Origin of the sequence: Pseudomonas sp. B8(2017) (assembly GCF_002113575.1) — a bacterium.
Classification (GTDB): Bacteria; Pseudomonadota; Gammaproteobacteria; order Pseudomonadales; family Pseudomonadaceae; genus Aquipseudomonas; species Aquipseudomonas putida_Z.
On record NZ_NEIO01000021.1, the window covers coordinates 1 to 14,888 of the forward strand.

The window sequence follows — 14,888 nt, forward strand, 5'->3', positions numbered from 1 at the left end:
GGGCGGGGCGGGGGGCGGTGTGGGCTTCTTCGCGGGCTTGCCCGCTCCCACAGGAGTTACACAGGCCTCAGGGGGTGTGCAGTTCCTGTGGGAGCGGGCGAGCCCGCGAAGCAGGCGACGCGGATCGAGATCAGATGCGGAAGCTGCCCACCAGGTGCTTCAGGCGGCCGGCCTGCTGCTCCAGGTCGGAGCAGGCACGCAGGGTGGCCTGCAGGTTTTCCACGCCTTCCTGGTTGAGCATGTTGATCTCGTTGATGTCCATGTTGATCGCCTCGACCACGGCGGTCTGCTCTTCGGTGGCGGTGGCCACCGACTGGTTCATGCCGTCGATCTCGCCGATGCGCACGGTAACGCTGTCCAGCCGCTCACCGGCCTGGTTGGCGATCTGCATGCTGTCCTGGCTGTGGCGCTGGCTCTGGTCCATGGTCTCGACCGATTCGCGCGCGCCGACCTGCAGTTCTTCGATCATGGTCTGCACCTGTTGCGCCGACTCCTGGGTGCGGTGCGCCAGGTTGCGTACTTCATCGGCGACAACCGCAAAACCACGCCCGGCTTCACCGGCGCGGGCCGCTTCGATGGCCGCGTTGAGCGCCAGCAGGTTGGTCTGCTGGGAAATGCTGGTGATCACCTCGAGGATCTGGCCGATGTTGACGGTCTTGCTGTTCAGCGTCTCGATGTGCGCGCTGGAAGTGACGATCAGGTCGGACAGGCGGTTCATTGCCGCAATGTTGCGTTCTACCACCTGCTGCCCTTCTTCGGCCAGCAACCGCGCCGAACTGGCGTGCTGCGAAGCCTGGGCGGCGTTGCCGGCAATTTCCTGGGCAGCGGCGCCCAGTTCGTTGATGGCGGCGGCCACGCTGTTGGTGCGGTTGGACTGTTCGTCGGAGTTGGTCATCGACGAGTTCGAGGCACTGATGACCCGCAGGGCTACTTCGTTGACCTGCTCGGTGGCCGAGGACACTTCGCGGATCGAGCTGTGAATACGCTCGACGAAACGGTTGAAGGCGCTGCCCAGGATGCCGAATTCGTCGTGGTTGTGGATACGCAGGCGCTTGGTCAGGTCGCCTTCACCTTCGGCGATGTCTTCCATGGCGCGGGTCATGGTGTGCAGCGGCTGCATCAGCACACGGATCAGCAGGCCGAGCAGGCCGATGATGATCACCACCGCCACCAGCGTGGCGATCACCGCCGAGGTGCGGAAGGTGCTGAGCATCGAGAAGGCCTTGTCCTTGTCCACCGACAGGCCGATGTACCAGTTGGCCGAAGGCAGGCCGGTGATCGGGGTGAAGGTCAGCAGGCGGGCCTGGCCTTCGCTCTGCACTTCGGTCAGCTCACCGGTCAGTTTCGGCGTGTGCTGCGGGAACAGGTCCGACAGCGACTTCATCACCAGGTCTTTGTCCGGGTGCACCAGGATCTTGCCCTGGTCGTTGACCAGGAAGGCGTAGCCCATGCCGCCGAAGTTCAGTGAGTTGATGATCTGCACCAGGCCGTCCAGGGCCAGGTCGCCACCGACCACGCCGACACTGGCGGAAACCTTGCTGAGGATGCCGATGACCATCTTGTTGGTGGTCATGTCGATGTACGGCTCGGTCAGGGTCGCGCCGGCGGCATTCATGCCGTCCTTGTACCAGGGGCGGGTGCGCGGGTCGTAGCCGTCGGGCATTTTCGAATCAGGGCGCACGCTGAAGCCGCCGTCGACCTTGCCCAGGTAGACGGTGAGGAAGCTGGAAACCAGCGCATTCTGGCCCATCAGGGTTTCGGCGTTGGTCGGGTCCTGGGCTATGTTCTGTGCCAGGTTTTCCACCAGCTTGATACGGCCTTCGAACAGGTTGCGGATATTGGTCGAAGTGGAAGCGCCCATTTCAGCCAGATAGTTTTCGAGGTCCTCGCGGATCGCATTACGCTGGAGGTAATCGTTGTAGAGCGTGAAAAGGCTGAAGGCGAGTATCACGATCAGTGACGCTGCCAAAAGAATCTTGTGGCTGAAACGAAGGCTTTTGTTCATGGCGTAATCGGTTCCGCTAAGGTTTCATATCAGGCGTTTGCACGCGTGGAGTCGCAAAGCAGTGCAACATCCCGAAAAAGTCCCTTTTCGGTTGTTCCTCTCTATTAAGGCGAATATCACCCACAGGTATCGGCCGAATTACGGTAAAGCTTGAGCAGAGGATTAAAAGATGTCGGAAATTTCGACCATCGTTGTAGGCGCTGGCCCGGATGGCCAGCCAGTTGGGCAAGCGATGAGGCTGGCTAACCGCCATGGCCTGGTGGCGGGCGCGACGGGTACTGGCAAGACCGTCACCCTGCAGCATCTGGCGGAAGCGTTCAGTGATGCGGGGGTTGCGGTGTTCGCCGCCGATGTCAAAGGTGACCTTTGCGGCCTGGGCGCTGCTGGTGCGCCGCAGGGCAAGGTGGCTGAGCGCATCGCCGGCATGCCCTGGCTGGGGCACAGGCCCCAGGCTTACCCGGTGAGCCTGTGGGACATTGCCGGGCAGTCCGGCCACCCGTTGCGCACCACCCTCAGTGAAATGGGGCCGCTGCTGCTGGGCAACCTGCTGGAACTGACCGACAGCCAACAGGCGGCGCTGTACGCGGCGTTCAAGGTGGCCGACCGTGAAGGCCTGCTGCTGCTCGACCTCAAGGACCTCAAGGCGCTGCTCGCGCACCTGAAGGACAACCCGCAATTGCTGGGCGAAGACAGCGCGCTGATGACCACGGCCTCCACCCAGGCGCTGTTGCGTCGGTTGGCGACCCTGGAACAGCAGGGCGCCGAGGCGTTGTTCGGTGAACCGGGGCTGCAGCTTGAGGACCTCCTGCGGCCAGACCCGGATGGCCGTGGGCGTATCCACCTGCTGGACGCCAGCCGGTTGGTTCACGATGCCCCCAAGGTGTACGCGACCTTCCTGTTGTGGTTGCTGGCCGAGTTGTTCGAGCAACTGCCCGAGCGCGGTGATGCCGACAAGCCGGTGCTGGCGTTGTTCTTCGATGAAGCACACTTGTTGTTCAACGATACGCCCAAGGCATTGCAGGATCGCCTGGAGCAGGTGGTGCGGCTGATTCGTTCCAAGGGTGTGGGGGTGTACTTCGTTACCCAGTCGCCGGGGGATTTGCCGGATGCGGTACTGGCCCAGTTGGGCTTGCGCATTCAGCATGGCTTGCGGGCGTTTACCGCCAAGGAGCAGAAGTCGCTGCGGGCGGTGGCTGATGGCTTCCGCCCCAACCCGGCGTTCGACACCCTGGCGGTGCTGACTGAACTGGGGATTGGCGAGGCACTGGTGGGGACGCTGGAAGAGAAGGGCACGCCAGCGATGGTGCAACGGGTGCTGATTGCACCGCCGCAGTCGCGTATCGGGCCGTTGAGTGCGGCTGAGCGCAGTGCGCTGATTGCCGATTCACCACTGGCGGGGCGTTACGACAAGCCGGTGGACCGTGAGTCGGCGTATGAGATGCTGACCCAGCGCAAGGGTGAGCCGGTGGAGCCCGCGCCGCAACCCAAGGCAGATGAAGAAAGCTTTGCCGACAAGGCCGGTGAGTTCTTGCAGAGTGCGGCAGGGCAGGCAATCAAGTCGGCGGTGCGCCAGGCGGCCAACCAGTTGGGGCGGCAGTTGGTGCGTGGGTTGATGGGGTCGTTGCTGGGGGGCAAGAAAAGGTAGTTTGCCTGTACCGGCCCTATCGCCGGCAAGCCAGCTCCCACAGGTACTGCACAGGCCTTGCGGGCGGTGCAATACCTGTGGGAGCTGGCTTGCCGGCGATAGGGTCGGTACAGGAATGACACCTATGAAAAAGGCGCCCGTCAGGCGCCTTCTTCTTATTGCGGTATCACTCAGCCAATGGCTTTGGACGCCAGCCAGAACAGGCCGGCCGCCAGGCCCATCGACGCAGGCAGGGTCAGAACCCAGGCCAGCAGGATGGTCTTCACGGTGCCGCCTTGCAGGCCGCTCTTGTTGGCGACCATGGTGCCGGCCACACCGGACGACAACACGTGGGTGGTCGATACCGGCAGGGCGAAGATGTTGGCCATGCCGATGGCGCAAGCCGCGGTGATCTGCGCCGACATGCCCTGGGCATAGGTCATGCCCTGCTTGCCGATCTTCTCGCCAACGGTCAGTACCACGCGCTTCCAGCCGACCATGGTGCCCAGGCCCAGGGCCAGGGCGACGGCCACGATCACCCAGAACGGGGCGTACTCGGTGGTGGCGGTCAGGTCTTTGCGCAGTTTTTCCAGGTCGGCCTTTTCACGGGCTTCCAGGCCTGGCAGCTTGCCGACCTTCTTCGCCGTGTCGTCCAGGCACAGCAGGTAGCGGCGCACTTCGACACGCTTGTCGGCACTCAGGCTGTGGTAGTCGGTCACGCCCTGCAGCGAGGACTGCAGCGCGGCAATGGTCGGCTCGGTCTGCTGCGGGTTGCAGCTGAACTGCTCCGGCAGGTCGCTGGACTTGGCTTTGCCCAGTGCCAGGAACTCGCCCAGGGTGGCGGCGTTGCGCTGGTAGAACTGGCTCATGTGCAGGGTGGCGTCGCGGGTACGCTCGATCTGATAGGTGGTGCTGTTCAGGTCGAGAACGAACTTGGCCGGAACGATACCGATCAGCACCAGCATGATCAGGCCGATGCCTTTCTGGCCGTCGTTGGAGCCGTGCACGAAGCTCACGCCCATGGCCGAAACCACCAGTACCAGGCGGTTCCAGAACGGCGGGTGCTTCTTGTCGTCGAGCTTGCGGCGCTGCTCGGGGGTCTTGTGCATCTTCGACAGCGGGCGCCACCACTTCAGGCCGATCAGTACCAGGGCGGCAACGGCGAAGCCGGCCATCGGCGAGACCACCAGCGACATGGCGATGTCGATCGCCTTCTGCCAGTTGACGCCGTCGCCCAGCGGGATGTCGTTGATCAGGGCGTTGGCCAGGCCGACGCCGAGGATGGAGCCGATCAGCGTGTGCGAGCTGGAGGCGGGGATACCGAAGTACCAGGTGCCCAGGTTCCAGGTGATGGCCGCAGCCAGCAGCGAGAAGACCATGGCCAGGCCGTGTCCGGTGTTCACATTGATCAGCAGCTCTACCGGCAGCAAGTGCACGATGGCATAGGCCACCCCGACACCGCCGAGCAGAACGCCAAGGAAGTTGAACACGCCGGAGAAGAACACGGCGAGGTGCGGCGGCATGGCTTTGGTATAGATGACGGTAGCTACCGCGTTGGCGGTGTCATGAAAGCCATTGATGAACTCGAAGGCGAGCACGAAGGTCAAGGCGAGCAGCAGGCTCACCAACACCCAGGCATCCAGTCCGCTGAATAATTCGATCATGAAGGTTGTCTGGCGGTCTTAGGGGGGCGGGATTATGCCAGAAAACCTTGGCAATCGATGCATCCGCGACAGACCGACGGCAATCTTCCTGTCGGGAGCGTGATGTGCACGGTGGGACGTGCAGGCAGGGAAATGTCCGCTAAAACGCGCAAAACCTGACGAAAACCGGCAAAAAGCTGGAGAAAAAGCCGCTTCGCTTCTGTTCAAACGACCGTATGAAATTTGTGTAATTCCATTTCACCTTCGGCCGGACAGTAAAGATCGACCGCGCCCGGGCTGGCCGGGCGACGACGCGCTGGCGTGGTCCCGGGGGTCAGGGAGTGTCGCTGCGCAGTTCTTTTTCCATACGTTCCAGTTCCTGGCTGAAGGCCTGGTCGCGCACGCTGGCGCGCTTGCGCCAAGGTTTGCGTTCCGGATCCGGTTGTGCGGCGTAAGTGGTGACTTCGCCACCGTAAACATCCTTGTAACGTTCAGCCTGGCGCTCGAGTTCCGCGCGCAGTTCATCTTTCGTCACAGTAGTACCTGAATTAAGTTTGATGAGTGTTGTTATGCGCTGTGCAGCGTGCACATGCCTTGCTGGCCGCAACGGCTTGATACAGCGGAAGGTTCCATTGCCACGGCATCGTCGAGGCCTGCGCAATCGATTATAGCAACCGATATTTCGCCGAACATCGTTATTTACCCAACCCTGACATCACCAGACGCAAGTAACGCAATGCATCCGACAATAGTTTGGGCCTTTCGTACAAGTTTGAAAGGCAAGACGGACAAAAGTTCGTTGCAATGCAGCAGCGGGACCGTCGAGCGGGAGGGTAATGAAAAACGGCCTCGCCAAAAGGCGAGGCCGTTGCCTGGGGACTTCTACGGTGGGTACCTGACCAGTCTCTCCAAAGAAGCCACAAGTGGCATGAGAAAGGTATAAGTAAAAGTGTCAGCGGTCAATTGCGATTATCGGCCGTTTGTTCGATAATCGCACGAGTGGGCGTTTTTTTTTGAGGTGTGCGATGAGTGACGAAACCCTGGCCAACGATTCCGTCAATCCAGAGTCGGGCAACCCGGAGCACGGGCGATCTGCCTCGGCAGCCCTGGCACCGCCGATCGTGGCTTCCCCGGCAAAGCGCATCCAGGCCTTTACCGGCGACCCGGACTTCATGACCTCCCTGGCGCGAGGCCTGGCTGTGATCCAGGCTTTCCAGGAACGTAAGCGTCACCTGACCATCGCCCAGATCAGCCACCGCACCGAAATCCCCCGTGCGGCGGTACGCCGTTGCCTGCACACGTTGATCAAGCTGGGTTACGCCACCACCGACGGGCGCACCTATTCACTGTTGCCCAAAGTGCTGACGCTGGGGCATGCGTACCTGTCGTCGACGCCGCTGGCGATTTCCGCCCAGCCTTACCTGGACCGCATCAGCGACCAGCTGCACGAGGCGGCCAACATGGCCACGCTCGAAGGTGACGACATTCTTTATATAGCCCGTTCGGCCACCGTGGAGCGGCTGATTTCGGTCGACCTGTCGGTGGGCGGGCGCCTGCCGGCCTATTGCACATCGATGGGGCGCATTCTGTTGGCGGCCATGGACGACACCAGCCTGCGGGAATACCTGGAACGTGCCGACCTGAAGGCGCGAACCAGCCGTACCTTGCATGACCCCGAGTCGCTGTTCGCCTGTATCCAGCAGGTGCGCGCCCAGGGCTGGTGCGTGGTAGACCAGGAGCTGGAGCAGGGGCTGCGCTCGATTGCGGTGCCGGTGTATGACGCCTCGGGGCAGGTGTTGGCGGCGTTGAATGTGAGTACCCATGTCGGGCGGGTGACGCGCAGTGAGCTGGAGCAGCGGTTCTTGCCGATCCTGCTGGCGGCCAGCCGGGACCTTTGCCATCAGTTGTTTGGCTGAGCCTGCAGGGGGCCGCTTTGCGGCCCAATCGCGACACAAGGCCGCTCCCACAAGGGCCTCGCATATATCAAATATTGTGCGATACCTGTGGGAGCGGCCTTGTGTCGCGATTGGGGCGCACAGCGCCCCCTTTCAAATTTAGAACAGGCAAAACCGTTTCCTGTGCGATAAACGCACAGTGTCGTTCGCGGTCAATTGCGCCACCACCGCCCGCTGATTAATGTCTCTCGCAACGGTCGGCTGTGCCGACCGAACAAGAAAAACATAATAAGAGGCACTTACATGAATACTGTCCCCTCGCTGCCGCGGCCGCACCCGCGCGCAGTACCGTTATATCCAGGCTGACGCCGGCCGCATTCCCTCAAACTATCGTCCTCTGTACCGGTTATCGCGTGCAGTGGCCTGGCTGTGCCCCTCATTCTGGATAACAACAATGAACCAAGCGCAAACCAACGTCGGCAAAAGCCTCGACGTCCAGTCGTTCATCAATCAGCAGCCGCTGTCCCGCTACCAATGGCGGGTGGTGTTGCTGTGCTTCCTGATCGTCTTCCTCGATGGCCTGGACACCGCCGCCATGGGCTTCATCGCCCCGGCCCTGTCGCAGGAGTGGGGGATTGACCGCGCCAGCCTCGGCCCAGTCATGAGTGCTGCATTGATCGGCATGGTTTTCGGTGCCCTCGGCTCCGGCCCGCTGGCGGACCGGTTTGGCCGCAAGGGCGTGCTGGTGGGGGCGGTGCTGGTATTTGGCGGCTTCAGCCTGGCCTCGGCCTATGCCACCAACGTCGACCAGTTGCTGGTGTTGCGCTTCCTGACCGGCCTGGGCCTTGGTGCAGGCATGCCCAACGCCACCACGCTGTTGTCTGAATACACCCCCGAGCGCCTCAAGTCGCTGCTGGTGACCAGCATGTTCTGCGGCTTCAACCTGGGCATGGCCGGTGGTGGTTTCATTTCCGCCAAGATGATCCCGGCTTACGGCTGGCACAGCCTGCTGGTGATCGGTGGCGTGCTGCCGTTGCTGCTGGCGCTGGTGCTGATGGTATGGCTGCCGGAGTCGGCGCGGTTCCTGGTGGTGCGCAATCGGGGCACCGACAAGGTGCGCCAGACCTTGTCGCCCATCGCGCCGCAGGTGGTGGCCGAGGCGGGCAGCTTCAGCGTGCCGGAACAGAAGGCGGTGGCCGCGCGCAACGTGTTCGCGCTGATCTTCTCCGGTACCTACGGCATGGGCACCATGCTGTTGTGGCTGACCTACTTCATGGGCCTGGTGATCGTCTATCTGCTGACCAGCTGGCTGCCAACCTTGATGCGCGACAGCGGCGCGAGCATGGAACAGGCTGCCTTCATCGGCGCGCTGTTCCAGTTCGGTGGCGTGCTGAGTGCCGTCGGCGTGGGCTGGGCCATGGACCGCTTCAATCCGCACAAGGTGATCGGCATTTTCTACCTGCTGGCCGGGGTGTTCGCCTACGCCGTGGGGCAGAGCCTGGGCAACATCACCGTATTGGCCACCCTGGTGCTGGTTGCCGGCATGTGCGTGAACGGCGCCCAGTCGGCGATGCCTTCGCTGGCGGCGCGCTTCTATCCGACACAGGGCCGCGCCACAGGGGTATCGTGGATGCTGGGTATCGGCCGCTTCGGGGCGATTCTCGGGGCCTGGAGTGGCGCGACGCTGCTGGGGCTGGGCTGGAACTTCGAACAGGTGCTGACGGCGTTGCTGGTGCCGGCGGGGCTGGCGACCGTGGGTGTGATCGTGAAAGGGCTGGTGAGCCACGCTGACGCGACCTGACGCAGTGGCCTCATCGCCGGCAAGCCAGCTCCCACAGGAATGCATCAGGCCCCGAGCCGGTGCGGTACCTGTGGGAGCTGGCTTGCCGGCGATGAGGCCAGTACAGGCAGTGAGGGGAGATAGGTAGGGATGCAACAAATGGTTCGATAATCGCACAAATAGTCGATTATCGGATTGTAAGCCACCCACCAGTCTCCTTAATCTGAGCTCACCGAAGCACCCTGACCAGGAGTCTCCAAATGGCTGCAATTCTCCCGCTTCACGAAGCCGTGAAGCAGTTCATCCAGGATGGCGATACCGTCGCCCTCGAAGGTTTCACCCACCTGATCCCGACTGCTGCCGGCCACGAGATCATCCGTCAGGGCAAGCGCGACCTGACCCTGGTGCGCATGACTCCGGACCTGATCTACGACCAGCTGATCGGCGCCGGTTGCGCCAGCAAGCTGATCTTCTCCTGGGGTGGTAACCCGGGTGTCGGTTCGCTGCACCGCCTGCGTGATGCCGTCGAGAAGCAATGGCCACACGCCATCGAAATCGAAGAACACAGCCACGCCGACCTGGCCAACGCCTATGTCGCCGGTGCTTCTGGCCTGCCGTTCGCCGTGCTGCGTGCCTACGCCGGCTCCGATCTGCCGAAGGTCAACCCTCTGATCAAGAGTGTCACCTGCCCGTTTACCGGTGAAGTGCTGGCAGCCGTGCCGTCGGTGCGCCCGGACGTGACCGTGATTCACGCGCAAAAGGCCGACCGTAAAGGCAACGTGCTGCTGTGGGGCATCCTCGGTGTGCAGAAGGAAGCCGCCCTGGCCGCCAAGCGCTGCATCGTCACCGTCGAGGAAATCGTCGACGACCTGCAGGCCCCGATGAACGCCTGCGTGCTGCCGACCTGGGCGCTGAGCGCGGTATGCCTGGTACCTGGTGGTGCGCACCCGTCCTATGCCCACGGCTACTACGAGCGTGACAACCGCTTCTACCAGGCCTGGGACCCGATCGCGCGTAGCCGCGAATCGTTCACCGCCTGGATCGACACCTACATCCGTGGCACTGCCGATTTCAACGAATTCAAGGCCAAGCTGGCCAGCACTGCGGAGGCCGCACAATGAGCTACTCCACTTCCGAAATGATGACCGTCGCCGCAGCCCGTCGCCTGCGCAACGGTGCTGTGTGCTTCGTCGGCATCGGCCTGCCATCCAAGGCTGCCAACCTGGCGCGCCTGACCTCGTCGCCAGACGTGGTGCTGATCTACGAATCCGGCCCGATCGGCGCCAAGCCAAGCGTGCTGCCGCTGTCGATCGGCGACGGCGAGTTGGCCGAAACCGCTGACACCGTGGTGCCGACTGGCGAGATCTTCCGCTACTGGCTGCAAGGTGGGCGCATCGACGTCGGCTTCCTTGGCGCCGCCCAGGTCGACCGCTTCGGCAACATCAACACGACTGTGGTTGGTGACTACCACGCCCCGAAAACCCGCCTGCCGGGTGCCGGTGGCGCACCGGAAATCGCCGGTTCCGCCAAGCAGGTGCTGATCATCCTCAAGCAGTCGCCGCGTGCCTTCGTCGACAAGCTGGACTTCATCACCTCGGTTGGCCACGGTGAAGGCGGCGACTCGCGCAAACGCCTTGGCCTGCCAGGCGACGGCCCGGTCGGCATCATCACCGACCTGTGCATCATGGAGCCGGAAGCCGGCACCCACGAATTCGTCGTCACCGCGATCCACCCGGGTGTGACCCGCGAGCAGATCATCGCCGCCACTGGCTGGGCGATCCGCTTCGCCGACGATGTGCAGACCACTGCCGAACCTACCGAAGTCGAGCTGTCCGCCCTGCGTGACCTCGAAGCCCGTACCGCCGCGGCCCATGGCCAGGTGGCAGGAGAAGCCTGATGCGTGACGTATTCATCTGTGACGCCATCCGTACCCCGATCGGCCGCTTCGGTGGCGCCCTGGCCGGCGTGCGGGCCGACGACCTGGCCGCCGTGCCGCTGAAGGCGCTGATCGAGCGCAACCCGAGCGTGCAGTGGGATCAGGTTGACGAAGTGTTCTTCGGCTGCGCCAACCAGGCCGGTGAAGACAACCGCAACGTGGCGCGCATGGCGCTGCTGCTGGCCGGCCTGCCGCAGAGCATCCCGGGCGTTACCCTGAACCGCCTGTGCGCGTCGGGCATGGATGCCATCGGCACTGCCTTCCGCGCCATTGCCAGCGGCGAAATGGAGCTGGCGATTGCCGGCGGCGTCGAGTCGATGTCGCGTGCCCCGTTCGTCATGGGCAAGGCCGAAAGCGGCTATTCGCGCAACATGAAGCTCGAAGATACGACCATCGGCTGGCGTTTCATCAACCCACTGATGAAGAGCCAGTACGGTGTGGATTCCATGCCGGAAACCGCCGACAACGTGGCCGACGATTACCAGGTTTCGCGTGCTGACCAGGACGCCTTTGCCCTGCGCAGCCAGCAGAAGGCAGCTGCCGCCCAGGCCGCCGGTTTCTTCGCCGAAGAAATCGTGCCGGTGCGTATCGCGCACAAGAAGGGTGAGACCATCGTCGAGCATGACGAGCACCTGCGCCCGGAAACCACACTGGAAGCCCTGACCAGGCTCAAGCCGGTCAACGGCCCGGACAAGACCGTCACCGCCGGCAACGCCTCGGGCGTGAACGACGGTGCCGCGGCGTTGATCCTGGCCTCGGCCGAGGCGGTGAAGAAACACGGCCTGACCCCACGTGCCCGGGTACTGGGCATGGCCAGTGCCGGTGTTGCACCGCGGGTGATGGGCATTGGCCCGGTGCCGGCAGTGCGCAAGCTGACCGAGCGCCTGGGTGTGGCGGTGAATGATTTCGATGTGATCGAGCTCAACGAAGCTTTTGCCAGCCAAGGTCTGGCGGTGCTGCGTGAGCTGGGTGTGGCCGACGATGCACCGCAGGTGAACCCCAACGGCGGTGCCATCGCCCTGGGCCACCCGCTGGGCATGAGCGGTGCGCGCCTGGTGCTGACTGCGCTTCACCAGCTGGAGAAGAGCGGTGGGCGTAAAGGCCTGGCGACCATGTGTGTGGGCGTAGGCCAAGGTTTGGCGCTGGCCATCGAGCGGGTTTGACCTGTACCGGCCTCTTCGCGGGTAAACCCGCTCCCACAGGGAACCACGCATCCCCTGTGGGAGCGGGTTTACCCGCGAAGAGGCCGGCACATGCGACTCAAGGCTGATTGCCAGCCAGATAGCGGAACGAGTGTGTTACCAGGTGTGTCTAGAATTACCTGCGACCCTCCAGGAGTAAACTCACCATGACCTCAGCCTATTACACCGGCGAAGAACGCAGCAAACGCATCTTCGCTATCGTTGGTGCCTCTTCAGGCAACCTGGTGGAATGGTTCGACTTCTACGTCTATGCCTTCTGCGCGATCTACTTTGCCCCGGCTTTCTTCCCCTCCGACGACCCCACCGTGCAGTTGTTGAACACGGCAGGCGTGTTCGCCGCTGGCTTTCTGATGCGCCCCATAGGTGGCTGGATCTTCGGCCGCCTCGCTGACCGCCATGGTCGCAAGAATTCCCTGATGATCTCGGTGCTGATGATGTGCTTCGGCTCGCTGATGATCGCCTGCCTGCCCACCTATGCCAGCATCGGCACCTGGGCCCCGGCGCTGCTGTTGCTGGCCCGGTTGATCCAGGGCCTGTCGGTAGGCGGCGAGTACGGCACCACTGCCACTTACATGAGTGAAGTAGCCCTGCGCGGCCAGCGCGGTTTCTTCGCCTCGTTCCAGTACGTGACCCTGATCGGCGGCCAGTTGCTGGCGGTGCTGGTGGTGGTGATCCTGCAGCAGCTGCTCACCGAAGAAGAGCTGCGCGCCTGGGGCTGGCGCATTCCGTTCGTGGTCGGTGCCATTGCCGCACTGATCTCGCTGATGCTGCGCCGCTCGCTGCATGAGACCAGCAGCGCCGAAACCCGCCAGGACAAGGACGCCGGCACCATCAAGGGCCTGTTCCGCAACCACGCGGCGGCTTTCATCACCGTGCTCGGCTATACCGCGGGCGGTTCGCTGATCTTCTACACCTTCACCACCTACATGCAGAAGTACCTGGTCAACACCGCCGGCATGACCGCAAAAAACGCCAGCTACGTGATGACTGGCGCGCTATTCCTGTTCATGGTGCTGCAGCCGTTCTTCGGCATGCTCTCCGACCGCATCGGCCGGCGTAATTCGATGATGCTGTTCGGCGCCCTGGGTACGCTGTTCACCGTGCCGCTGCTGATGGCGCTGAAAACCGTGAGCAGCCCGTTCATGGCCTTCGTGCTGATTACCCTGGCGTTGTGTATCGTCAGTTTCTACACCTCGATCAGCGGCCTGGTGAAGGCCGAGATGTTCCCGCCGCAGGTGCGCGCACTGGGTGTGGGCCTGGCCTATGCGGTGGCCAACGCGGCGTTCGGCGGTTCGGCCGAATACGTTGCCCTGGGCCTGAAGACCTTGGGCATGGAAAACACTTTCTACTGGTACGTGACAGCGATGATGGCGATTGCCTTCCTGTTCAGCCTGCGCTTGCCGAAGCAGGCCGCGTACCTGCACCACGATGATTAAGGACGTGGCATGACCAACCAACTGTTCGACGCCTACTTCACCGCACCGGCCATGCGCGAGATCTTCTCCGACCGTGGCCGCCTGCAGGGCATGCTCGATTTCGAAGCGGCGCTGGCGCGGGCCGAGGCGGCTGCCGGGCTGGTCCCGCATAGCGCGGTAGCGGCCATCGAGGCGGCGTGCCACGCCGAGCGCTATGATGTTGGCGCGCTGGCCAATGCCATCGCCACTGCTGGCAACTCGGCGATCCCGCTGGTGAAGGCGTTGGGCAAGGTGATTGCCAGTGGCGTGCCCGAGGCCGAGCGCTATGTGCACCTGGGCGCCACCAGCCAGGACGCGATGGACACCGGGCTGGTCCTGCAGCTGCGCGCTGCCCTCGACCTGATCGAAGCCGACCTCGGCAAGCTGGCCGATACCTTGTCGCGCCAGGCCTTGCAGCACGCCGACACGCCGCTGGTGGGGCGCACCTGGCTGCAGCATGCCACCCCGGTGACCCTGGGCATGAAACTGGCCGGTGTGCTGGGCGCCTTGACCCGTCACCGCCAGCGCCTGCAGGAGCTGCGCCCACGCTTGCTGGTGCTGCAGTTCGGCGGCGCCTCGGGCAGCCTGGCGGCTTTGGGCAGCAAGGCGATGCCGGTGGCCGAAGCCCTGGCCGAGCAGCTCAAGCTGACCCTGCCCGAGCAGCCCTGGCACACCCAGCGCGACCGCCTGGTGGAGTTTGCCTCGGTGCTGGGCCTGGTCGCCGGTAGCCTGGGCAAGTTCGGCCGTGATGTCAGCCTGCTGATGCAGACCGAGGCGGGGGAACTGTTCGAGCCTTCCGCGCCGGGCAAGGGTGGGTCTTCGACCATGCCGCACAAGCGTAACCCGGTGGGCGCCGCGGTGCTGATCGGCGCCGCGACCCGCGTGCCGGGGCTGGTTTCGACGCTGTTCGCCGCCATGCCCCAGGAGCACGAGCGCAGCCTCGGCCTGTGGCATGCCGAATGGGAAACCCTGCCGGACATCTGCTGCCTGGTCTCTGGCGCGCTGCGCCAGGCCCAGGTGATTGCCGAGGGCATGGAAGTGGATGCCGCGCGCATGCGCCGTAACCTCGACCTGACCCAGGGCCTGGTGCTGGCCGAAGCGGTGAGCATCGTCCTTGCCCAGCGCCTGGGCCGCGACCACGCCCACCACCTGCTGGAGCAGTGCTGCCAGCGCGCGGTGGCCGAACAGCGCCACCTGCGCACTGTGCTGGGTGAAGAGCCGCAAGTCAGCGCCGAGCTGTCCGCCGAAGAACTCGATCGCTTGCTCGACCCTGCCCATTACCTGGGCCAGGCCCGCGTCTGGGTGGCGCGCGCCGTGTCCGAACATCAACGTTTCACTGCCTGAAGGAG

The 14,888-nt window shown here is 63.5% G+C and carries 11 protein-coding genes and 1 pseudogene; 8 read left to right on the plus strand and 4 right to left on the minus strand.

Annotated features, from left to right (window positions below):
* Positions 1-130: 130 nt before the first annotated feature.
* The gene (locus CAG22_RS29045) at positions 131-895 is read right to left on the minus strand and encodes a methyl-accepting chemotaxis protein (protein ID WP_370464237.1); all 765 of its coding nucleotides are present in this window, start codon (positions 893-895) and stop codon (positions 131-133) included.
* A gap of 93 nt (positions 896-988) precedes the next feature.
* A pseudogene (locus CAG22_RS29050) lies at positions 989-2,005 on the minus strand (cache domain-containing protein); the annotation flags it as partial.
* Positions 2,006-2,174: 169 nt separating this feature from the next.
* On the opposite strand from CAG22_RS29050, the gene CAG22_RS22670 reads away from it, so the two are divergent.
* Positions 2,175-3,650: a helicase HerA-like domain-containing protein gene (locus tag CAG22_RS22670; RefSeq protein ID WP_085706234.1), complete on the plus strand. Its 1,476-nt coding sequence runs from the start codon at positions 2,175-2,177 to the stop codon at positions 3,648-3,650.
* Between the two features lie 170 nt (positions 3,651-3,820).
* On the opposite strand, the gene CAG22_RS22675 is transcribed toward CAG22_RS22670, so the two are convergent.
* Together CAG22_RS22675 and CAG22_RS28575 are read right to left on the minus strand one after the other, a co-directional pair.
* A complete protein-coding gene (locus tag CAG22_RS22675; RefSeq protein ID WP_085590382.1) occupies positions 3,821-5,293 on the minus strand; it encodes an inorganic phosphate transporter in 1,473 nt (490 codons plus the stop codon).
* Between the two features lie 313 nt (positions 5,294-5,606).
* A complete protein-coding gene (locus tag CAG22_RS28575) occupies positions 5,607-5,807 on the minus strand; it encodes a hypothetical protein (protein WP_003259583.1) in 201 nt (66 codons plus the stop codon).
* 490 nt (positions 5,808-6,297) lie between these two features.
* Between CAG22_RS28575 and pcaR the strand changes: the two genes are divergently transcribed.
* The 7 genes from pcaR to CAG22_RS22715 all read left to right on the plus strand — a co-directional run bounded on the left by pcaR (position 6,298) and on the right by CAG22_RS22715 (position 14,883).
* The gene (gene pcaR, locus CAG22_RS22685; RefSeq protein ID WP_256575059.1) at positions 6,298-7,188 is read left to right on the plus strand and encodes a pca regulon transcriptional regulator PcaR; all 891 of its coding nucleotides are present in this window, start codon (positions 6,298-6,300) and stop codon (positions 7,186-7,188) included.
* Positions 7,189-7,621: 433 nt separating this feature from the next.
* Positions 7,622-8,968 (plus strand): MFS transporter, encoded by a 1,347-nt coding sequence (locus tag CAG22_RS22690; protein ID WP_025340493.1) that lies wholly within the window; start codon positions 7,622-7,624, stop codon positions 8,966-8,968.
* A 239-nt stretch (positions 8,969-9,207) separates the two neighbouring features.
* Complete coding sequence (locus CAG22_RS22695) at positions 9,208-10,068, plus strand: CoA transferase subunit A (RefSeq protein ID WP_015271654.1); 861 nt, start codon at positions 9,208-9,210, stop codon at positions 10,066-10,068.
* Positions 10,065-10,844 carry a CoA-transferase subunit beta gene (locus CAG22_RS22700; RefSeq protein WP_015271653.1) on the plus strand — a complete coding sequence of 260 codons (780 nt, stop codon included), beginning with the start codon at positions 10,065-10,067 and terminating at the stop codon, positions 10,842-10,844. Before CAG22_RS22695 ends, CAG22_RS22700 begins: the two co-directional genes overlap by 4 nt.
* Positions 10,841-12,046 (plus strand): 3-oxoadipyl-CoA thiolase, encoded by a 1,206-nt coding sequence (gene pcaF, locus CAG22_RS22705; RefSeq protein ID WP_170929332.1) that lies wholly within the window; start codon positions 10,841-10,843, stop codon positions 12,044-12,046. The genes CAG22_RS22700 and pcaF overlap by 4 nt, the downstream gene beginning before the upstream one ends.
* Positions 12,047-12,231: 185 nt before the next feature.
* Positions 12,232-13,521 carry an MFS family transporter gene (locus CAG22_RS22710; protein ID WP_046617253.1) on the plus strand — a complete coding sequence of 430 codons (1,290 nt, stop codon included), beginning with the start codon at positions 12,232-12,234 and terminating at the stop codon, positions 13,519-13,521.
* 9 nt (positions 13,522-13,530) lie between these two features.
* Positions 13,531-14,883, plus strand: a complete 1,353-nt coding sequence (locus tag CAG22_RS22715) for a 3-carboxy-cis,cis-muconate cycloisomerase (RefSeq protein WP_025340490.1) — start codon at positions 13,531-13,533, stop codon at positions 14,881-14,883.
* Positions 14,884-14,888: the final 5 nt, after the last annotated feature.

What these genes read in the sequence shown, in the direction of transcription:
- CAG22_RS29045 (WP_370464237.1), bottom strand. Translation starts at nt 895, where the DNA reads ATGACCAACTCCGACGAACAGTCCAACCGCACCAACAGCGTGGCCGCC.
- CAG22_RS22670 (WP_085706234.1), top strand. Translation starts at nt 2,175, where the DNA reads ATGTCGGAAATTTCGACCATCGTTGTAGGCGCTGGCCCGGATGGCCAG.
- CAG22_RS22675 (WP_085590382.1), bottom strand. Translation starts at nt 5,293, where the DNA reads ATGATCGAATTATTCAGCGGACTGGATGCCTGGGTGTTGGTGAGCCTG.
- pcaR (WP_256575059.1), top strand. Translation starts at nt 6,298, where the DNA reads ATGAGTGACGAAACCCTGGCCAACGATTCCGTCAATCCAGAGTCGGGC.
- CAG22_RS22690 (WP_025340493.1), top strand. Translation starts at nt 7,622, where the DNA reads ATGAACCAAGCGCAAACCAACGTCGGCAAAAGCCTCGACGTCCAGTCG.
- CAG22_RS22695 (WP_015271654.1), top strand. Translation starts at nt 9,208, where the DNA reads ATGGCTGCAATTCTCCCGCTTCACGAAGCCGTGAAGCAGTTCATCCAG.
- CAG22_RS22700 (WP_015271653.1), top strand. Translation starts at nt 10,065, where the DNA reads ATGAGCTACTCCACTTCCGAAATGATGACCGTCGCCGCAGCCCGTCGC.
- CAG22_RS22710 (WP_046617253.1), top strand. Translation starts at nt 12,232, where the DNA reads ATGACCTCAGCCTATTACACCGGCGAAGAACGCAGCAAACGCATCTTC.
- CAG22_RS22715 (WP_025340490.1), top strand. Translation starts at nt 13,531, where the DNA reads ATGACCAACCAACTGTTCGACGCCTACTTCACCGCACCGGCCATGCGC.